This window comes from Pseudomonas putida S13.1.2, assembly GCF_000498395.2.
GTDB lineage: Bacteria > Pseudomonadota > Gammaproteobacteria > Pseudomonadales > Pseudomonadaceae > Aquipseudomonas > Aquipseudomonas putida_Q.
Map to the genome: position 1 here is coordinate 2,095,099 of NZ_CP010979.1, position 16,781 is coordinate 2,111,879.

At 62.7% G+C, this 16,781-nt stretch carries 20 protein-coding genes; 10 read left to right on the top strand and 10 right to left on the bottom strand.

Features of this window, described 5'->3' with window-relative positions:
- Position 1 precedes the first annotated feature (1 nt).
- Entirely contained in the window at positions 2 to 301 is a 300-nt protein-coding gene (locus N805_RS09465) for a DUF7693 family protein (RefSeq protein WP_028613795.1), read from the top strand.
- On the opposite strand, the gene N805_RS09470 is transcribed toward N805_RS09465, so the two are convergent.
- A complete protein-coding gene (locus N805_RS09470) occupies positions 274 to 888 on the bottom strand; it encodes a 2-hydroxychromene-2-carboxylate isomerase (RefSeq protein WP_028613794.1) in 615 nt (204 codons plus the stop codon). The two genes, N805_RS09465 and N805_RS09470, sit on opposite strands and share 28 nt — an antisense overlap.
- Before the next feature lie 30 nt (positions 889 to 918).
- A complete protein-coding gene (locus tag N805_RS09475; RefSeq protein WP_028613793.1) occupies positions 919 to 1,650 on the bottom strand; it encodes an SDR family oxidoreductase in 732 nt (243 codons plus the stop codon).
- Positions 1,651 to 1,739: 89 nt separating this feature from the next.
- Between N805_RS09475 and N805_RS09480 the strand changes: the two genes are divergently transcribed.
- Both N805_RS09480 and N805_RS09485 read left to right on the top strand, forming a co-directional pair.
- Positions 1,740 to 2,303 (top strand): TetR/AcrR family transcriptional regulator, encoded by a 564-nt coding sequence (locus tag N805_RS09480; protein ID WP_028613792.1) that lies wholly within the window; start codon positions 1,740 to 1,742, stop codon positions 2,301 to 2,303.
- Complete coding sequence (locus N805_RS09485) at positions 2,290 to 2,883, top strand: DUF4157 domain-containing protein (protein ID WP_028613791.1); 594 nt, start codon at positions 2,290 to 2,292, stop codon at positions 2,881 to 2,883. The genes N805_RS09480 and N805_RS09485 overlap by 14 nt, the downstream gene beginning before the upstream one ends.
- Positions 2,884 to 2,923: 40 nt before the next feature.
- On the opposite strand, the gene N805_RS09490 is transcribed toward N805_RS09485, so the two are convergent.
- A complete protein-coding gene (locus N805_RS09490) occupies positions 2,924 to 3,916 on the bottom strand; it encodes a bile acid:sodium symporter family protein (RefSeq protein ID WP_028613790.1) in 993 nt (330 codons plus the stop codon).
- A 119-nt stretch (positions 3,917 to 4,035) separates the two neighbouring features.
- Between N805_RS09490 and ampC the strand changes: the two genes are divergently transcribed.
- Together ampC and N805_RS09500 are read left to right on the top strand one after the other, a co-directional pair.
- Entirely contained in the window at positions 4,036 to 5,178 is a 1,143-nt protein-coding gene (gene ampC / locus N805_RS09495; RefSeq protein ID WP_028613789.1) for a class C beta-lactamase, read from the top strand.
- Between the two features lie 300 nt (positions 5,179 to 5,478).
- Positions 5,479 to 5,811: a hypothetical protein gene (locus tag N805_RS09500; protein ID WP_016486521.1), complete on the top strand. Its 333-nt coding sequence runs from the start codon at positions 5,479 to 5,481 to the stop codon at positions 5,809 to 5,811.
- Positions 5,812 to 5,857: 46 nt separating this feature from the next.
- On the opposite strand, the gene N805_RS09505 is transcribed toward N805_RS09500, so the two are convergent.
- The 5 genes from N805_RS09505 to N805_RS09525 all read right to left on the bottom strand — a co-directional run bounded on the left by N805_RS09505 (position 5,858) and on the right by N805_RS09525 (position 9,138).
- Complete coding sequence (locus tag N805_RS09505) at positions 5,858 to 6,169, bottom strand: hypothetical protein (RefSeq protein ID WP_028613788.1); 312 nt, start codon at positions 6,167 to 6,169, stop codon at positions 5,858 to 5,860.
- Positions 6,170 to 6,311: 142 nt separating this feature from the next.
- On the bottom strand, positions 6,312 to 6,500 hold the full coding sequence (locus N805_RS09510) for a hypothetical protein (RefSeq protein WP_003253897.1): 189 nt from the start codon (positions 6,498 to 6,500) through the stop codon (positions 6,312 to 6,314).
- 138 nt (positions 6,501 to 6,638) lie between these two features.
- Entirely contained in the window at positions 6,639 to 6,959 is a 321-nt protein-coding gene (locus N805_RS09515) for a YbjQ family protein (RefSeq protein ID WP_016500011.1), read from the bottom strand.
- A gap of 69 nt (positions 6,960 to 7,028) precedes the next feature.
- Complete coding sequence (locus N805_RS09520) at positions 7,029 to 7,913, bottom strand: EamA family transporter (RefSeq protein WP_028613787.1); 885 nt, start codon at positions 7,911 to 7,913, stop codon at positions 7,029 to 7,031.
- Between the two features lie 181 nt (positions 7,914 to 8,094).
- On the bottom strand, positions 8,095 to 9,138 hold the full coding sequence (locus tag N805_RS09525; protein WP_028613786.1) for an ABC transporter substrate-binding protein: 1,044 nt from the start codon (positions 9,136 to 9,138) through the stop codon (positions 8,095 to 8,097).
- A gap of 177 nt (positions 9,139 to 9,315) precedes the next feature.
- Between N805_RS09525 and N805_RS09530 the strand changes: the two genes are divergently transcribed.
- The 3 genes from N805_RS09530 (at position 9,316) to N805_RS09540 (ending at position 13,190) form a co-directional block, all read left to right on the top strand.
- On the top strand, positions 9,316 to 11,268 hold the full coding sequence (locus N805_RS09530; protein ID WP_028613785.1) for an FAD-dependent oxidoreductase: 1,953 nt from the start codon (positions 9,316 to 9,318) through the stop codon (positions 11,266 to 11,268).
- A gap of 39 nt (positions 11,269 to 11,307) precedes the next feature.
- A complete protein-coding gene (locus N805_RS09535) occupies positions 11,308 to 11,907 on the top strand; it encodes a helix-turn-helix domain-containing protein (RefSeq protein WP_028613784.1) in 600 nt (199 codons plus the stop codon).
- 80 nt (positions 11,908 to 11,987) lie between these two features.
- On the top strand, positions 11,988 to 13,190 hold the full coding sequence (locus N805_RS09540; RefSeq protein ID WP_028613783.1) for an NAD(P)/FAD-dependent oxidoreductase: 1,203 nt from the start codon (positions 11,988 to 11,990) through the stop codon (positions 13,188 to 13,190).
- A 119-nt stretch (positions 13,191 to 13,309) separates the two neighbouring features.
- On the opposite strand, the gene N805_RS09545 is transcribed toward N805_RS09540, so the two are convergent.
- On the bottom strand, positions 13,310 to 13,921 hold the full coding sequence (locus N805_RS09545; RefSeq protein ID WP_016500018.1) for an FMN-dependent NADH-azoreductase: 612 nt from the start codon (positions 13,919 to 13,921) through the stop codon (positions 13,310 to 13,312).
- Positions 13,922 to 14,054: 133 nt separating this feature from the next.
- Here N805_RS09545 and N805_RS09550 point away from each other — a divergent pair, with 133 nt between their 5' ends.
- Positions 14,055 to 14,957, top strand: a complete 903-nt coding sequence (locus N805_RS09550; protein WP_028613782.1) for a LysR substrate-binding domain-containing protein — start codon at positions 14,055 to 14,057, stop codon at positions 14,955 to 14,957.
- Positions 14,958 to 15,046: 89 nt separating this feature from the next.
- Here the strand turns inward: N805_RS09550 and N805_RS09555 are convergent, their stop codons facing one another.
- A complete protein-coding gene (locus N805_RS09555) occupies positions 15,047 to 15,517 on the bottom strand; it encodes a MarR family winged helix-turn-helix transcriptional regulator (RefSeq protein WP_028613781.1) in 471 nt (156 codons plus the stop codon).
- 285 nt (positions 15,518 to 15,802) lie between these two features.
- Here N805_RS09555 and N805_RS09560 point away from each other — a divergent pair, with 285 nt between their 5' ends.
- Positions 15,803 to 16,756, top strand: coding sequence for a PDR/VanB family oxidoreductase (locus N805_RS09560; protein ID WP_028613780.1), 954 nt, complete (start codon positions 15,803 to 15,805; stop codon positions 16,754 to 16,756).
- The last annotated feature ends 25 nt before the right edge of the window (positions 16,757 to 16,781 follow it).

Here is a 16,781-nt window from a genome sequence, read left to right on the forward strand (position 1 = left end):
CTTGACGCGCAGCGCTTCGCTGAACACCCGGGCCATCTATCAGAGCCTGCGCAACGCGGCCCTTGGCGTATATCACCTTAAGGTGAGTGCACGGCGCGAAGGCGGCTTGGTCGATGTCGACATCCAGGGCTGGCATTTGACGCTGGCCCTCGATGCCGAAGGCATGGCGCATTGCATCAGTTGCCAATCCCCTGACGGCCAGCAGGCCGGGACCGAGGACTGGCAACGCTACGGCACCAACCCGGTCGACCTGCTCAGCCTGTGGGAACGCACTCAGCTCGAGAAGCTGCTGGCCCCCTGACTTAACGCCTCCTCGACAAAGTCCAGGCGGTCCTGCCCAAAGAACATTGCCTCACCGACAAAGCAGGTCGGCGCGCCAAATACCCCGCGTTCGACGGCCACCTCGGTGGCCTGCTTGAGCGCTGCTTTCACTTCAGGGTCAGCCGCCAGCGCGTGAAACGCCTGCGGGTCGAACCCTGCCTGGCTCAGTGTTTCGTCCAGAATGGCGCTGTCGCTCAGGTTGCGGCGCTGCACCCACAGCCCATTGAACAGCACCTTCAGCAACGCCTCCAACCGCTCCGGCGAGCGCAACTGGGTACCCATTACCCCGCGCATCAAGGTCAAGGTATTGACCGGAAACCCCGGTGGCAGCCCGAATGGCACCCCATAGCGCGCGGCAAAGCGTGCCAGGTCCGTGAACATGTAGCGCCCCTTGGCCGGGACCATGGCCGGCGAAGCATTGCCGGTAGCCTGGAACACCCCGCCCAGCAGCATGGGCCGCATATGCAGCGTGGCACCCTGGCGGGCACACAGGCCCGGGAGTTGAGTCCAGGCCAGGTAGCTGGCCGGGCTGCCCAGGTCAAAATAGAAATCGACAGTCTTGTGCATGGTTACGGTCCTTTGCTTGGTGACAGGGGCTTACCAGCGTTCCATCCAGGGACGCAGGTCCAGCTCGAACGTCCAGGCGTCTCGCGGCTGGGCGTGCAGGAACCAGTAGCTGTCGGCAATGTGCGCCGGGGCCAGGATGCCATCCTGGTCCTTGAGGGCATAGCGCTCGGGGAAGCTGTCGCGGATGAAGGCAGTATCGATGGCCCCGTCCACCACCACATGCGCGACATGGATATTCCGTGGCCCCAACTCTCGCGCCATGCTCTGGGCCAGGGCGCGTAAGCCGTGCTTGGCCCCGGCGAAAGCCGCGAAACCTGCCGCACCCCGGGTGCCAGCGGTGGCGCCGGTGAACAGGATCGTGCCGCGCTCACGCTGGACCATGCGCCGGGCAACCGCCTGAGCGCTAAGAAAGCCGGCGAAGCAGGCCATTTCCCAGATCTTGAAGTACTTGCGCGGGGTTTCCTCAAGGATGCTGCAGGGCACATTGGCGCCGATATTGAAAACAAACGCCTCAATAGGGCCGATATCGCGCTCGATAGTCTCGACCAGCGCTGCCACCTCCTCCTCCTTGCGCGCATCGGAGCCAAAACCATGGGCCTGGCCGCCAGCGGCGCGTATTTCCTCTAGCAGCGGTTGCAGCTTTTCTGCCTGCCGCCGCGTCACGCAGGCAATGTAGCCCTCCCGGGCAAAGCGCTTGGCAATCTCGCCGCCGGTGGCGTCGCCCGCACCGATCACCAGCACTACTTTTTGTTGTTCTGACATGCCTGCCTCCATTGGTGAATGATCGTTTAGTAAACGAACGCTATGTTATGATCCCCGTCATCGTCAAGCCCGCCTGCAGAGGCAAGTGAATGCGTTATTCCAACGAACACAAGCAGCAGACCCGCGAACGTTTGCTAAGCAGCAGTGGCGCGCTGGCCAAGCGTGGGGGCTTTTCCAGCACTGGCGTCGCCGGGCTGATGAAGGCAATCGGCCTGACCGGCGGCGCCTTTTACAACCACTTCCCTTCCAAGGACGACCTGTTTACCGAGGTGGTACGCCAGGAGCTGCACAACAGCCCGCTGGCCCGCCTGGCCACTCAGGGCGCCAGCCGCGAACGCCTGGGCCGCTGCCTGCAGCAGTACCTGAGCCTGGCTCACCTGCACAATGCCGAAAGCGGCTGCCCGCTGCCGCCGCTGGGCGTGGAAATCGCCCGGGCCGCAGCGCCGGTGCGCGAAGAGGCCGAGCACTGGCTGGTCGAATTGCACCAGGCCTGGAGCGCAACACTGGAGGATGATCAACTGGCCTGGGTGCTGATCAGCCAGTGCGTAGGTGCGTTGATGGTCGGGCGCATGCTGGCCACTGAGCGCGTGCAGTCGCAGGTGCTGGACGCAAGCCGCCAGTTTGTCGAAAAGGCCTTGCATGAAGCGGATTAGCCTGCTGCTGGGCCTGACCCTGGCGCTGCCCGCGCTTGCCGAACAAGCGTGCCCACCGGGGCAATACCAGGTATGCCTGATGGGCTGTTTTTGTGCGCCGATAGACCCGGGGCAAGCGGGCCAGATTCTCAAGGATGTGGAGGTCATGGCCTCGTCCAGCCTGACGTTTGCTTTACGCCAGGCCCGGGATGAGGCCACCGCCAGCGGCGTCGAACCGATCCCGCTGCATATCCGTGCGCAACTCGAACCCTGGTACGACTTTGCCGTGCTCGATGCGGTGCGCTTCCGGGTGGGTGACGAACAGCAGATGAGCGCAGCCAACGCGCTGCTGCAGAACCCCGACGTAAACGCCGTGACGCTGATCGACACGATCATCTTCCGCCGGGCCGGCGATGCCGAGGACAACGTGGCCCTGTGGGCCCACGAGCTCAAGCATGTGCAGCAGTACCAGGAGCTGGGCGTGGAGGAATTTGCCCGACGCTATACGCGCAACTATGACGACCTGGAGGGGCCGGCCTACAAGATCGAGGCCGAAGTCGGCAAGGCGCTGCGCGAACGCGCTTCGGGGCAGGCCCACTGATATCAGTTACTACGCGATCCCTGTGCAGGAGCGCATGCGCTCAGGACGCCGCCGAAGCCTCTTCAGCGTCCTGCTCACGGCTGGCATAACGCTGCGCCAGCACCGCGCAGACCATCAGCTGGATCTGATGGAACAGCATCAGCGGCAGGATCATCGCGCCAATACCACTGCCCACGAACAACACCTGGGCCATGGGCACACCCGTCGCCAGGCTTTTCTTGGAGCCGGCAAACAGGATGGTGATGCGGTCCTCAAGGTCGAAGCCCAATGCCTTGCCAAGCACACGGGTGCCAAACAGCACCACCGCCAGCAGAATCCCGCACACGGCGAACAAACCGGCCAGGTGCTGCGGCGATACCGTGTGCCACAACCCAGTGACCACGGCTTCGCTGAAGGCGGTATACACCACCAGCAGGATCGAGCCCTGGTCCACCACCTTGAGCCAGCGCGCATTGCGCTTGACCCAGGCGCCGATCCACCGCCGCGCAATCTGCCCGGCAACGAACGGCACCAGCAGTTGCAGGGTGATCTTCAGCACGGCATCCAGACCCGAACCGGTGTCACCACTGGCGCCCAGCAACATCATCACCAGCAAAGGGGTCAGGAAGATGCCCAGCAGGCTGGACGCCGCCGCGCTGCAAATGGCTGCTGGCACGTTACCGCGGGCCAGCGAGGTGAAGGCGATGGCCGACTGCACCGTGGCCGGCAAGGCGCACAGGTAGAGCACGCCCAGGTACAACTCGTTGCCTACCAGCGGCACGAACAGCGGCTTGAACGCCAGGCCAAGCAGCGGGAACATCACGAACGTGCAAGAGAACACCAGCAGGTGCAGGCGCCAGTGCCCGGCGCCGGCAATGATCGCCTCACGCGACAGCTTGGCGCCATGCAGGAAGAACAGCAGGCCGATGGCCAGGTTGGTCAGCCAGCCGAAATACACCGCACCATCGCCCGAGCAAGGCAGCACGGTGGCGATCAGAACCACCCCGAGCAAAGCCAGGGTGAAATTATCGAATAACATGCGCAAATACTTCATCACAGTGTCCGTCTTGTCATTGTGCAAGGGCAGACGATAAGGTCTACGGCTTTTCGCCGCTAACGCCGGAACCCCCATCGGTATCGCTCAACGGACACGTTCCGCACAAGGACCCGCTCATGCCCCTCTCCCGCCCGGCCGCGCTAGCGGCTGTCATCGCACTGGCTCTGGGCCACACCGGCGCCCAGGCCAACGACCAATTACAGGCCAAGGTCGACCAGATCATCCGCCCGTTGATGCAGGAGCAAGGTATCAGCGGGATGGCCGTGGCGATCTACGCCCGCGACCACGCGCACTATTTCAGCTATGGCGTGGCCAGCAAGGCCGACAAGGTGCCCGTCAGCCGAGACACGCTGTTCGAGATCGGTTCGCTGAGCAAGACCTACACCGCCACCCTGGTCGCGCTGGCCAGCGCCGAAGGCAAGCTGGACCTTGAAGCCCCGGCCAAGCGCTATCATCCTGCACTTGCCGGGGCGCCCATAGGCGACGCGACGGTGATGGAACTGGGCGCCTACAGTGCCGACTGCCTGCCCTTGCAGTTCCCCGATGCGGTGCAGACACCGCAGCAGGTCGTCGATTTCTTCCGCCACTGGCAACCCCGCGCCAAGCCCGGCACCCGGCGCTGCTATTCAAACCCCAGCCTTGGCCTGTTCGGTGACCTGGCCGCCCGCGCCCAGCATCAACCGTTTTCTACGCTGATGACCGAGGGCCTGCTGGCGAAAATGGGCCTGAAAAACACCTACCTGCACGTTCCGGCCAGTGCTCAGGGGCTTTACGCCCAAGGATACGACGCCGCCGACAAACCGGTGCGCGTCTCCCCCGGCCCCTACGCCGACGAGGCCTACGGCATCAAGACCAGCGCCAGCGACCTGCTGCAGTACGTGCGGCTGCACATGCAGCCACAGGGCCTGCCACCGGCAGTGGCGACAGCAACCGCCATCACCCAGCAGGGCTACTTCCAGGTCGGCGCCATGACTCAGGGCCTGGGCTGGGAGCGCTACCCCTACCCCGTCACGCTGGGCACATTGGTAGATGGCAACAGCGCGCGGTTGATCCGTGAACCCCAAGTAACCACGCGCTTGCAACCGGCCCTGCCGCCGCTGCCGGCAGCCTGGTACAACAAGACCGGCGCAACCAACGGGTTCGGTGCATACGCCGCCTTTGTGCCCAGTGAACAGCTGGCAGTGGTGCTGCTGGCCAATCGAAATTACCCGAACGAAGCACGGGTTCGTGCAGCCTTCGAGATACTGTCCGGGCTGTAGTGTGAGCAGCGATTGTCGAACAAAAAGACAGAAATGTAGTGAGTAGAAATATTCACTACAAAATGATTGACGCCACTCATCGCCCTTGTGCATGATGAAGCCGTCTCCCTGATCGGGAGCGGTGGCAAGGGTGTTCCAGACGGCTTGCGCGGTAACGCAGGCCGTCCGTGGAGAGGGAACTGTCCAAAAGGCAGCGTGAGAAAGCCCCTGTTGCGATGCTGCTGTAGCAGCGTTGGTAGTGCGCTACACCGTGTTAGCGCCAACTGTGAAAATCACCTACGAATGGGTAATGGGGGCTTTATGATGAACTTGAACAACAATCCGACTATCGATCAACTGGCGCAGCTGTTCGCCGTACGCAAGGACAGCCTTGACGACCACTTGCTGTGGGTCAGCCAAACCGGTGAGGTGCGGCTCGACCGCCTGCCACCGAACACGATCGAAGATGAATTTGAAGAGCACCTGCCCAGCATGCGTGCCCGCTTCAAGGTCTACCGCCGTGGCCAGGGCTACGTCGGCAAGAAGGCCGCCGCCGACACCGAGTTCGTTGGCCGCGTCTTGCAGACCCTGCAACAAGAATGGCCCGCCGCCCGTGAGCGGCAGGCAGTCAAGGTGATCGAACCGCTCAACTGAGGGTTCTCACCCTTAACCAAGCCCGGCCCGCATAGGCCGGGCTTTTTCATGCCTGGCGCCGCTGGCGGCGGGTTTGCGGCAATGGCAAGGCCCCGGTAGCCATCGCACGGGCCCGGTCGACACCCCACACCAGGGCGCGGGTCATGGTCTCCCCTGGCCGCGCAGGGTAGTACTCCTCCAGCAATGCCCGCCCATCCCCGGCATACAACCCTAGAAACAGCTGGGTCGCCCCCAAACGTGACAAGCGCACCTGCACATCCAGCGTGGTGCCGTCACTGAGGACTTCGTCGTGGCTGCGGCTGTGCAAATGGGCGTCGGCCCACTGCCAATAAGTCTGTTCCCTGACTCGCATGAGCATTCAATCCTCCGTCGCTGGAATGCCACGACAGAAAACCACAACCACAGCCAGCCGGCGAGCGCTACCCGGCATTGCCATGAGGCGGATCAACAAAGCGCAATAAAAACCCCGCCATTGGGCGGGGTTATGTACTGGGGCGGGATCACTTCTTCAGCGGAACCCGCGGCATGAAGCGGCCTTTTTTACTGCGCTGCAGGTGTGCAGGCTGGAGCTGTTCGGAATCATCCAGCGTCATGTGGGCGAACCCCAGGCGGAAGGCCGCCTGGCCGCAGCGCACTTGGCTGTTGATGGGGAACGCATCGTTCAGGTCTTCGAAAAAGGATTCGCTCATGCCCTGTCTCCCTCCAGTGGCAGTCGCGCCGGCAACCAGAAGAGTCGCCCAGAAAACGCGGCCTGTGAAAAAGAGACTAGCCGGTCATTTGCGGACCGCCCGGACAAGAGCCATGCAGCCGACCAGTGGCAGATCGCTCTACTTCAGACGCACCGCCGTGCCGGTGGCAAATACCACCACCATGCCACCCTGCACCGACGGCATGCTGATCTCGAAATCCACACCCACTACCGCGTCGGCGCGCAACTGGAGTGCCCGCGCCTTGAGTTCTTCGGTGGCCTGCTCGCGTGCTTCACGCAGGGCGCTTTCCAAGGTTTGCGAGCGGCCGCCGAAAAAGTCGCGAAAACGCGCAAAGAAATCGCGTACGAAGTTGATGCCCTGCACCGATTCGGAGCTGACCACGCCCAGGTATTCGGCAATCGGGCGCCCTTCGAGCTGGCTGGTGGTGGAAATGATCATGAAAGCGCTCCGTTGGCCTGGATAAAGAGGCCGATTCTAACAGAGCGCCGAGCGGCCTATTTGCGCGGTTTACGCGCTGACTGCCCGCAACCTTTGCCCGATACGCGCGCCGAACACGTTCACCAGCAACCCCGCCATCACCAGCAAGGCACCCCAGCCCTGGATGGCGGTCAGGCGTTCGCCTAGCAACAGCGCCGACGAACTCAAGCCAATCACGGGTACCAGCAGCGAGAACGGCGCCACCTTGCCGGCCGGGTGGCGCGACAGCAGCTTGCTCCACAGGCTGTAGCCGAGCATGGTGGCGACAAAGGCCAGGTACACCAGGGCCAGCACCGAGCTCCAGCTGATGTTGGCCAGGGCATGGGCAATGCGCTCCGGCCCTTCCAGCCACCAGGACAACGCCAGGAACGGCAGTGGCGGTATCAACCCGCCCCAGATCACCAACGCCACCAGGTCAACCGAGCCAAAACGCCGCGTGATGATGTTGCCCATGCCCCACATGGCACCGCCGCACAAGGTCAGCACCAGCGCCAGCAGGGGTACATGGCCGCCATCTTCGCTACCAATCAACGCCAGGCCGCTGGCCGCTACCAGCAGCCCCAGCACACTGGCCAGGCGCAGCCGTTCACCGAGGAACAGTGCAGCGAACCCCAGCGTGAAGAACGCCTGCGACTGCAGGATCAGCGAGGCCAGCCCGGGCGGCATGCCGCTGTACATGGCCTGGAACAGGAAGGCGAACTGCCCCAGCGAAATCGTCGCGCCGTAGGCAATCAACCAGCGCCAGGGCAGTTTCGGCCGCTTGACCAGCAAGATTGCCGGAAACGCCACCAACAAGAAGCGCAGCGCCCCCAGCAACATCGGCGGCAAGCCATCGAGGCCTACCTTGATGACCACGAAGTTGACTCCCCAGGCGACGATCACCACCAGGGCGATGAGCAGGTCCTTGAGCGGCATTGCGACTTCCTTCTACAGGCTTTTTGGACATATTTCGTTACAGCATAAGGCTATTCCTCAAAAGCGGACCAGCACAGTTATCCCCCAGGGTTGCACAACAGTGACTGTTACTGACCTGCAGTACGGGCTCAACTACAGGAGAACATATGTACTCCCTATGTTTAGACGAAGTGCCCTGAAGCTACTTGCTCGCCCAGGCATTGAAGCGTTGTTCCAGCTCTTCGCCATGGTCGACCCAGAATTCCACATTCATCGCCAGCGCCCCTTGCAGGTTCTGCGGCGAAGTCGGCACCCAACTGGCCAAGGCCGGGTCAAGTTTGGCAGCGGCCTGGGTATTGGTCGGCCCATACGGAATCTGCTGTACATACCGCACCTGGGTATCCGGCTGGTTGGCATAGGCAATCAGCCGCTTGGCCTGGTCGACATGCCGCGAGCCTTTGATGATGGCCCAGTAGTCCATGCCATACAGGCTTCCAGGCCATACCACGGCCAGCGGGCTGCCCTGCTGCGCCGCCACGGCGATGCGCCCGCTGTAGGTCGAAGTCATTACCACATCACCCGCAGCCAGCCACTGTGCAGGTTGGGCACCGGCGTCCCACCACTGGACATAGGGTTTGAGTTCGCTGAGCTTGGCGAAAGCACGTTCAACCCCGGCCGGCGTCGACAGCACCTTGTAGACGTCCTCCACCTTGACCCCATCGGCAAGCAGGGCGAACTCCAGGTTATACACCGCACGCTTGCGCAAGCCGCGCTTGCCCGGGTACTTGTTCACGTCCCAGAAGTCGGCCCACGAGGCCGGTGCCTGCGCCAACTTGTTGCGGTCGTAAGCGATGGCCACGCTCCACACCAGCGCAGCCGAGCCGCAGTCCTGCGCCGCGTCGGGTATCAGCTCGGCGCCGTGGCCCAGGCGCTGCCAGTCGAGGTGTTCGTAGACACCCTCATCACAGCCGCGCATCAAGTCCGGCCCCTCGATCTGTACCACGTCCCAGTCGACGTTGCCGGTGTCGGCCATCACCTGGATCCGCGCCATCTCGCCGTTGTATTCGCTCTGGATCAGCTTGCTGCCATCCTGGGCACTGAAGGGCTTGAAGATTGCCTCGTCCTGGGCCTTCTGGCCGGCGCCGCCATAGCCCACCACGACCATCTGCGGCGCGGCTTGCGCACTGCCCAGGCCAATGGCCAGCAACGTTGCGCAGAGGCCAGGAACACGTGGTAATACCTGCATCGAAGTTTCCTCCTGCCGGTGCCCGAAGGGCCCGTTTTCTTGTTGTTGTGAGGTCACGCCCTCGCGCTGAGGGTGATGAGAACCTAGTCGCGCCATAGTAAAAAAACAAGTTGATTTTTTACTGACGCTACACTTTCATAAACAAAACAAGAACAACACCGCACCGGAGCCGCCTGTATGCAAACCGCCTTCCCTCACCTGTTCGAAGCTTTGCAGATCCGCGGCAAGCGCTTGAAGAACCGCATCATGTCCACCGGCCACGACACCTGCCTGCCCACCGACAACCTGGTCAACGACAAGCTGATTGCCTACCAGCGCGACCGCGCAGCCGGTGGCGTCGGCTTGATCGTGCTGCAGGTTGCGGGTGTGCATGACAGCGCCCGCTACACCTCGCATGTGCTCATGGCCACCGACGATGCCTGCATCGACGGCTACCGGCAGCTTGCCGAGGCCTGCCATGCACACGGCACCGTGGTGCTGTCGCAACTGTTTCACCCCGGCCGGGAGATCATGGAATCGGCGGACGGCCTGCTGGCGGTTGCCTACTCCGCGTCTTCAGTACCCAACGAACGCTTCCGGGTGATGCCACGCGCACTGGACCAGCCGATGATCGACGACATTGTCCAGGGCTACGCCAGTGCGGCCCGCCGCCTGCACCAGGCCGGGCTGGATGGCGTCGAAGTGGTGGCCAGCCATGGCTACCTGCCCGCGCAGTTCCTCAACCCGCGGGTGAACCTGCGCAGCGACGGCTACAACGGCGAGCTGGAACAGCGCCTGAGGTTCCTGCGCGAGGTGTTGGCCGCCGTGCGCGCCGCCACCGACGAGCAGTTCATCATCGGCCTGCGCATCAGCGCCGACGAGCGCGACAGCCAAGGGTTGAGCGAGGATGAGTCGCTGGCCGCTGCGGTTGCCCTGCAAGGCCAGCTCGACTACCTGCACATCGTCGCTGGCACCTCGGCCTCCCTGGGCGGCGCCGTGCACATCGTCCCGCCCATGGCCATCGAGCCGGCCTACCTGGCCCGAGCAGCTGGCACCTTCAAGCAACAGCTGGCCATTCCGTTGTTCGTGACCGGGCGCATCAACCAGCCCCAGGAAGCCGAACTGATCCTGGCCCGCGGCCAGGCCGATGTCTGCGGCATGACCCGCGCACTGATCTGTGACCCGCTGATGCCGAGCAAGACCGAACGCGGCCAGGTCGAAGATGTACGCGCCTGTATCGCCTGCAACCAGGCCTGCATCGGCCACTTCCATCGTGGCTTGGCCATTTCCTGCATCCAGCGGCCAGAAACCGGCCGAGAATTGCAATATGGGCAGCTGACGCCCACCACCAAGCCCAAACGAATCCTCGTCGCTGGTGGCGGGCCCGCCGGCATGAAGGCCGCCGCCGTGGCCGCCGCCCGTGGGCACCAGGTAACGCTGTACGAGGCCGGCCCGCAGCTCGGTGGCCAGGTGCTGCTGGCCCAATTGCTACCGCGGCGCAGCGAGTTCGGCGGCGCCAGCACCAACCTGCAACGGGAAATGGCCCTGGCCGGTGTGGAAGTCGTGCGCAACACCCGGGTCGACCGCGCCCTGGTCGAGCGCGAACGCCCCGACCTGGTCATTGCCGCTACCGGCGCTACCCCCTATTGGCCGGCGTTCGAGCGCAGCGGCGAGCTGCAGGTGGTGGACGCCTGGCAAGTACTGCGCAACGAAGTGAAGCTGGGGCGTTCGGTGCTGGTGATCGACTGGCGCTGCGACTGGATCGGCCCTGGCATCGCCGAACGCCTGGTGCGCGAGGGGCACCAGGTGCAGTTGGCAGTCAACGGTACCCACTGCGGTGAAAACCTGCCGCTGTACGTGCGTGATCAGCTGGCCGGCGAGCTGCATCGCCTGGGCATCCCCATCACCCCTTATGCGCGCCTGTATGGCAGCGACGACAACACGGTGTACCTGCAACATACCGCCAGCGGCGAGCCGATGATCTTCGAGGGCATCGACACCTTGGTGCTGTGCATGGGCCATCAGCCGGAAGACAGCCTGGCCAGCGAGCTGGCCGGCCTGGTAGAAGTGCGGCGCGTTGGCGACTGCCTGGCACCACGCACCGCCGAAGAAGCGATTCACGACGGCCTGACGGTTGCCTGGTCGCTCTGAGGCTGTACATACTGCGGCTTTTGCGATGGACCGACGCGCATGAGCCAACTCCCCCAGCCCCCCGCCAGCGAAGCCGGGGGCGCCGCGCCGCAGTTCCTGGGCACACGCATCCGCGGCCTGCGCAAGCGCCGCGGCATGACCCTGGCGGAGCTGGCCGCGCACAGTGAACTGACCGCCGGTTACATCAGCCAACTGGAGCGCAACCTTTCCTACCCGTCGATCCCGGCGCTGTTCAACATCGCCCGCAGCCTGGGTGTGACCATCCAGTGGTTCTTCGCCAGCGAAGCCATCACTGCACCAGAGGACCAGGGCTATGTGGTGCGGCGCAACAGCCGCCTGAGCGTGCACTATGAAGATGGCATCGTCGATCAGCTGCTCACCCCCCAGCCCAACCGCCAGCTGGAGATCCTGCACTCGCGCTTCCCCCCTGGCACCTACAGCCAGCAAAGCTACAGCCATGAAGGCGAAGAAGCCGGCTATATCCTCAGCGGCAGCTTCGAGCTTTGGGTGGGTGAACGGCACTTCCAGCTGGGTGAAGGCGACAGTTTCAGCTTCTCGAGCCAGGAGCCCCACCGCTACGGCAACCCCGGTGAGGTGGATGCCGTGGTGATCTGGGTGATCACGCCGCCAACATTCTGAAGCACTCCTGCAGGCGTTGGTAACACCGTTGACCCGCAACACGGTCTACCCTGTTAACCGAACTTGAAAGGAGCACAACCATGAAGCAGATCCTGATCATCGGCGCGGGCTTTGCCGGCCTGTGGAGCGCACTCAGCGCCATCCGCCAGCTTGACCTCAACGGTAGCAAGGAGGTCGAGGTCACCTTGCTCGCCCCCCAGGCCGAACTGCATGTGCGCCCGCGCTTCTACGAGCCCGACGTTCACACCATGGCCGCGCCGCTGCAGGACCTGCTCGATGCCGTCAACGTTCGCTTTGTGCAAGGCACGGCATTCCACATCGATGAAGCGGCCCGCCGGGTCAGCTACCGTACCCGCAGCGGCACCCAGTGCGCCCTGCCCTACGACCGCCTGATCATGGCCTGCGGCAGTGTGCTCAACCGGCCTGACATGGTCGGTATCGAGCAGGTTTTCGACGTCGACAAGATCGACAGCGCTGCGCGCCTGGAAGCCCACCTCAAGTCGTTGGCCAGCCTGCCCGACACGCCCGCGCGCAATACCGTGGTGGTAGCCGGGGGCGGCTTTACCGGCATCGAGACTGCCACCGAGCTGCCGGCACGGCTCCGGGAAATCCTCGGTGAAGATACAGCGTTGCGTGTGGTAGTCATCGATCGCGGCCCCAGGGTGGGTGCAGCGTTGGGAGACGGCATTCGCCCGGCCATCGAACAGGCTTGCGAGGCGCTGGGTGTGGAATGGGTGAGCGGTGCCACGGTGGCTGCGGTGGACGCAGCCGGCGTATTGCTGGACAACGGCCAGCGCATCGACGCCAGTACGGTGGTATGGACGGTGGGCTTCAAGGCCAACCCGCTCACCGAACAGATCAGCGGCGAGCGCGACCGCCAGGGGCGCCTGCATGTGGATGGCAACCTGAAGGTCAAGGGCAATGATGCGGTGTACGCGGCGGGTGATGTGGCCTATGCCGCCTGTGACGAACTAGGCAATTACGCAGTGATGTCCTGCCAGCATGCGATTCCGCTGGGGCGCTATGCGGGCAACAATGCCGCTGCCGAGCTGATCGGCGTGGCACCCATGCCCTACAGCCAGCCCAAGTACGTGACTTGCCTGGACCTGGGAGCCTGGGGCGCGGTGTATACCGAAGGGTGGGAACGTGCGGTGTCACCACCGGAGGACAAAGCCGAGGCCAAGGCGCTGAAGGCGCAGATCAACACGGTATGGATCTACCCGCCAGCGGCGGATCGCGCTGCGGCTTTGGCGGCTGCCGACCCAACCATCCCGGTCGCCTGAAACGGCCTCATCGCCGGCAAGCCAGCTCCCACAGGTACTGCGCATGACTCGAAGTCGATGCGTACGGTGTGGGAGCTGGCTTGCCGGCGATGAGGCCATGACAGGCCAGCTACCGAGGATCAGGCAGCGGCAAACAGCTCATTGGCAATCTGCGCCTGTGCAGCATCAATTGCCTGGCTGCGGTGTTCCGGGCCATAAGCCAGGCCATGGGCGCGAACGATTTCCAGGTCGGTGACACCGATAAAGCCCAGGAACACTTTCAGGAAGTCTTCATGCCCGGCGCCCGTCGGCTGGCCAGCGTGCAGGCCACCGGCGGTGGACACCAGCACCACTTTCTTGTTGCCGCACAGGCCTTCCGGGCCCGCTTCGGTGTAGCGGAAGGTCTTGCCGGCAACGGCAACGCGGTCGATCCAGGCCTTGAGCTGGGTCGGCACGGTGAAGTTGTACATCGGCGCACCAATCACCACGGCATCAGCGGCCAGGAACTCTTCCAGGGTTTCCGCGCTCAGCTTGGCTTCGAACGCCTGGGCTGCATCGCGCACGTCTTCAGGGGTACCTGCGGCCACCAGGGTGGCGGCAGAGAAGTGCGCGATGGCGTCGGCGGCCAGGTCGCGGTACACCACCTCCACGCTCGGGTCGGCGGCCTTCCAGGCTTCGACCACTTCACGGCTCAGCTGGCGGGAGGCGGAATTGTCGCCCAGGATGCTCGAATCGATATGCAACAGTTTCATGGGACTCTCCAGTGATTGAAGACCGCAGCGGTGGGCGATCACGATGGAGAGAATCCTACCGGGGTGAGTAATGGCTGATAAGTCGGTAAAAATGCGCTAGTTTGTCCCACAGATGGAACAGTGAGACATTCCCATGCAAGACCTCAACGACCTTTTCTACTTTGCCCGCGTGGTCGAAGCCGGCGGTTTCGCTGCAGCCGGGCGTCAGTTGGGCATCCCCAAGTCGCGCCTGTCACGGCGTATTGCCGAACTGGAAGAACGCCTGGGCACCCGCCTGCTGCAACGCACCACACGGCAACTGAAACTCACGGCGGTGGGCGAGCGCTACCTGCACCACTGCCAGGCCATGCTGCTGGAAGCCGAAGCCGCCGATGAAGCCGTAGCCAGCATGAGCAGCGAGCCGCGCGGGCGCTTGCGGGTGTCTTGCCCTGTAGCGTTGGCGCATGCCTTTCTGCCGGATGTGATCAGCCGCTTTCTTGCCCAGTACCCGCTGGTGCAGCTGGACATGGTGCTGCTCAACCGCCGCGTCGACCTGATTTCCGAAGGCATCGACGTGGCGCTGCGCGTACGAGACCTGGGCGACGAAGACCCGGCCCTGGTTACTCGCCGCCTGCGTCAGGCGCAGATGCAACTGGTGGCCGCGCCCGGTTTCGCCGACCACATCCGCGAACCAAGTGAGCTGGCGTCACTGCCGGTGCTGGGCGCCGCCGAAGCAGACCGGCTGGTACACTTCCGCCTGTTCGGCCCCCAAGGCAAACAACAGGAAATTGCCCTGGAACCGCGCTTGGCCATCGATGATTTCGTGGTACGTAACGCTGCTGTACGGGCTGGCCTGGGCTTCACCGCGCTGCCCAGCATGTTCTGCGAAGAAGAACTGGAACGCGGCGAACTGGTGCGCCTGCTGCCAGATTGGTCACTGCCAGGTGGCTATCTGCAGGCGGTGTACCCGCACCGGCGCGGCGTACTGCCTGCGGTGCGGGTATGGATCGATCACCTGGCGGCATCATTCGAGGCCTGTGCAGAGCGGTATGTCTGAAAGGAAGATGAGCGAAGCCCATCGGCGACAGGCTTGCCTTTCTCGGTCACTTGCTTGACCGCTTCGAGTTGAAACGCGTGAATGAAGACCTAGGGCTTTTCTGGGTCGTATTCATTAACGTTGGCAACCTGGGCGTTCAGGCGACCCAGTAGATTAATCAGCGTATCCACCTCCGACGGAGAAAGGCCGCTCAGCAAGCGACGCTCGCGCTCCAGTGCAACCTTCAAGACTCGGTTATACAACTCCTTACCGCTCTCGGTAAGCGAAACGGTATAGCGCCGTCCATCCGCAGGGTCGACCTCAGTGCAGACCCGCCCAGCGACCTCAAGAGCATGGAGGGAGCGACTGACAGCGCTCTTGTCGAGACCGATCACCTGGCAGATACGATTGGCAGTGATCCCGCTTTCCACGGCCAGCATGGAAAGCATCCTCCACTCCACAACGCCTATCTCGAAGTGTTTTCGGTAGCACTGGGAGGCGCCTGACGAGAGCTTGTTGGATAAAAAATTCAGCAGCGCTGGCACGTAGCGAGCGAGGTCCAGCTGGGCTTCCGAGGCCATTGAGCGCACACCTCCAATCGGGCTTCTAAAAATTAGTTGACACCGCAACTAATTGATCAGAGGATTAACTCAACCGATAGCTGGGGCCAGCCCAGCATGATATGCCGTCCAAGCACCTCACAAAAATAATTATCAGGTAGCGCCATGAAAACTCGCGATCCACTCGCCTTCCGCGTGTCTAGCCAAAAACCTGGGCTACCTCCGTTCGCACCAGGCTGACCTCCCCACTGTTGAATTAACCACCCGTATTTTTTTCGCAGCCACTTGAATGTGGAGGGGTAAGTAATGCTTCAAGTCAACGTCAGCCGAAAGGCAAACGCAGCTGAAGGTGTTTGTAGCTTCGAATTGAGTCCCGTGAATGGTGAAACCTTGCCACCTTTCGAGGCAGGTGCTCACATCGATGTCCATATCCCTGGTGGGCTCATTCGCCAGTACTCGCTGTGCAATGACCCCCGAGAGCGCAATCGCTATCTGATCGGCGTCCTCAAGGAGCCCAGCTCCCGTGGTGGGTCAGAGGCGATGCACTCGGTGGTCGATCAAGGCGACATACTGACCATCAGTGCGCCCCGTAACCTGTTCAAACTGAATCATAGCGCTGCGCGTCATCTGCTTTTTGCGGGGGGTATCGGCATCACCCCGATCCTTGCTATGGCATATGAGCTTGACCATCGAAGAGCTGACTTTGAGCTTCACTACTGCTTCCGCTCTTCCGAGCGAGCAGCCTTCGTCAAAACCCTCGCTGAAGCACCATTCGCGGATCGGGTAGTACTTCACGATGACAGCGGGCCGCAACAGCAAAAACTGAATGCTGCCGCGTTACTCGACACGCTCGATGAGGGACGCCATCTCTACGTCTGCGGCCCTGCCGGCTTCATGAAGCACGTCCTTGAAACAGGTGGGGCTGCCGGCTGGCCGCAGGAGCGGATGCACAGAGAGTTCTTTGCCGGGCAAACCATTGATCATGACGCCAACGCCAGCTTCGAGGTAGTGCTCGCCCGCAGTGGCAGAACCTTCGACGTACCGGCCGACCGTACCGTGTTCGAGGTATTGGACGAGGCAGGAGTCGAGATAGAAACTTCCTGTGAACAAGGGGTCTGCGGGACCTGCGTGACCCGCGTACTGGAGGGCATCCCTGATCACAAGGACCAATTCATGACGGCAGATGAACACGCCAGGAATGACTGCTTCACGCCTTGTTGTTCCCGGGCAAAGTCGCCTCGGCTCGTCCTGGACCTTTGATTTCAATAAGAACATTCACCGTATA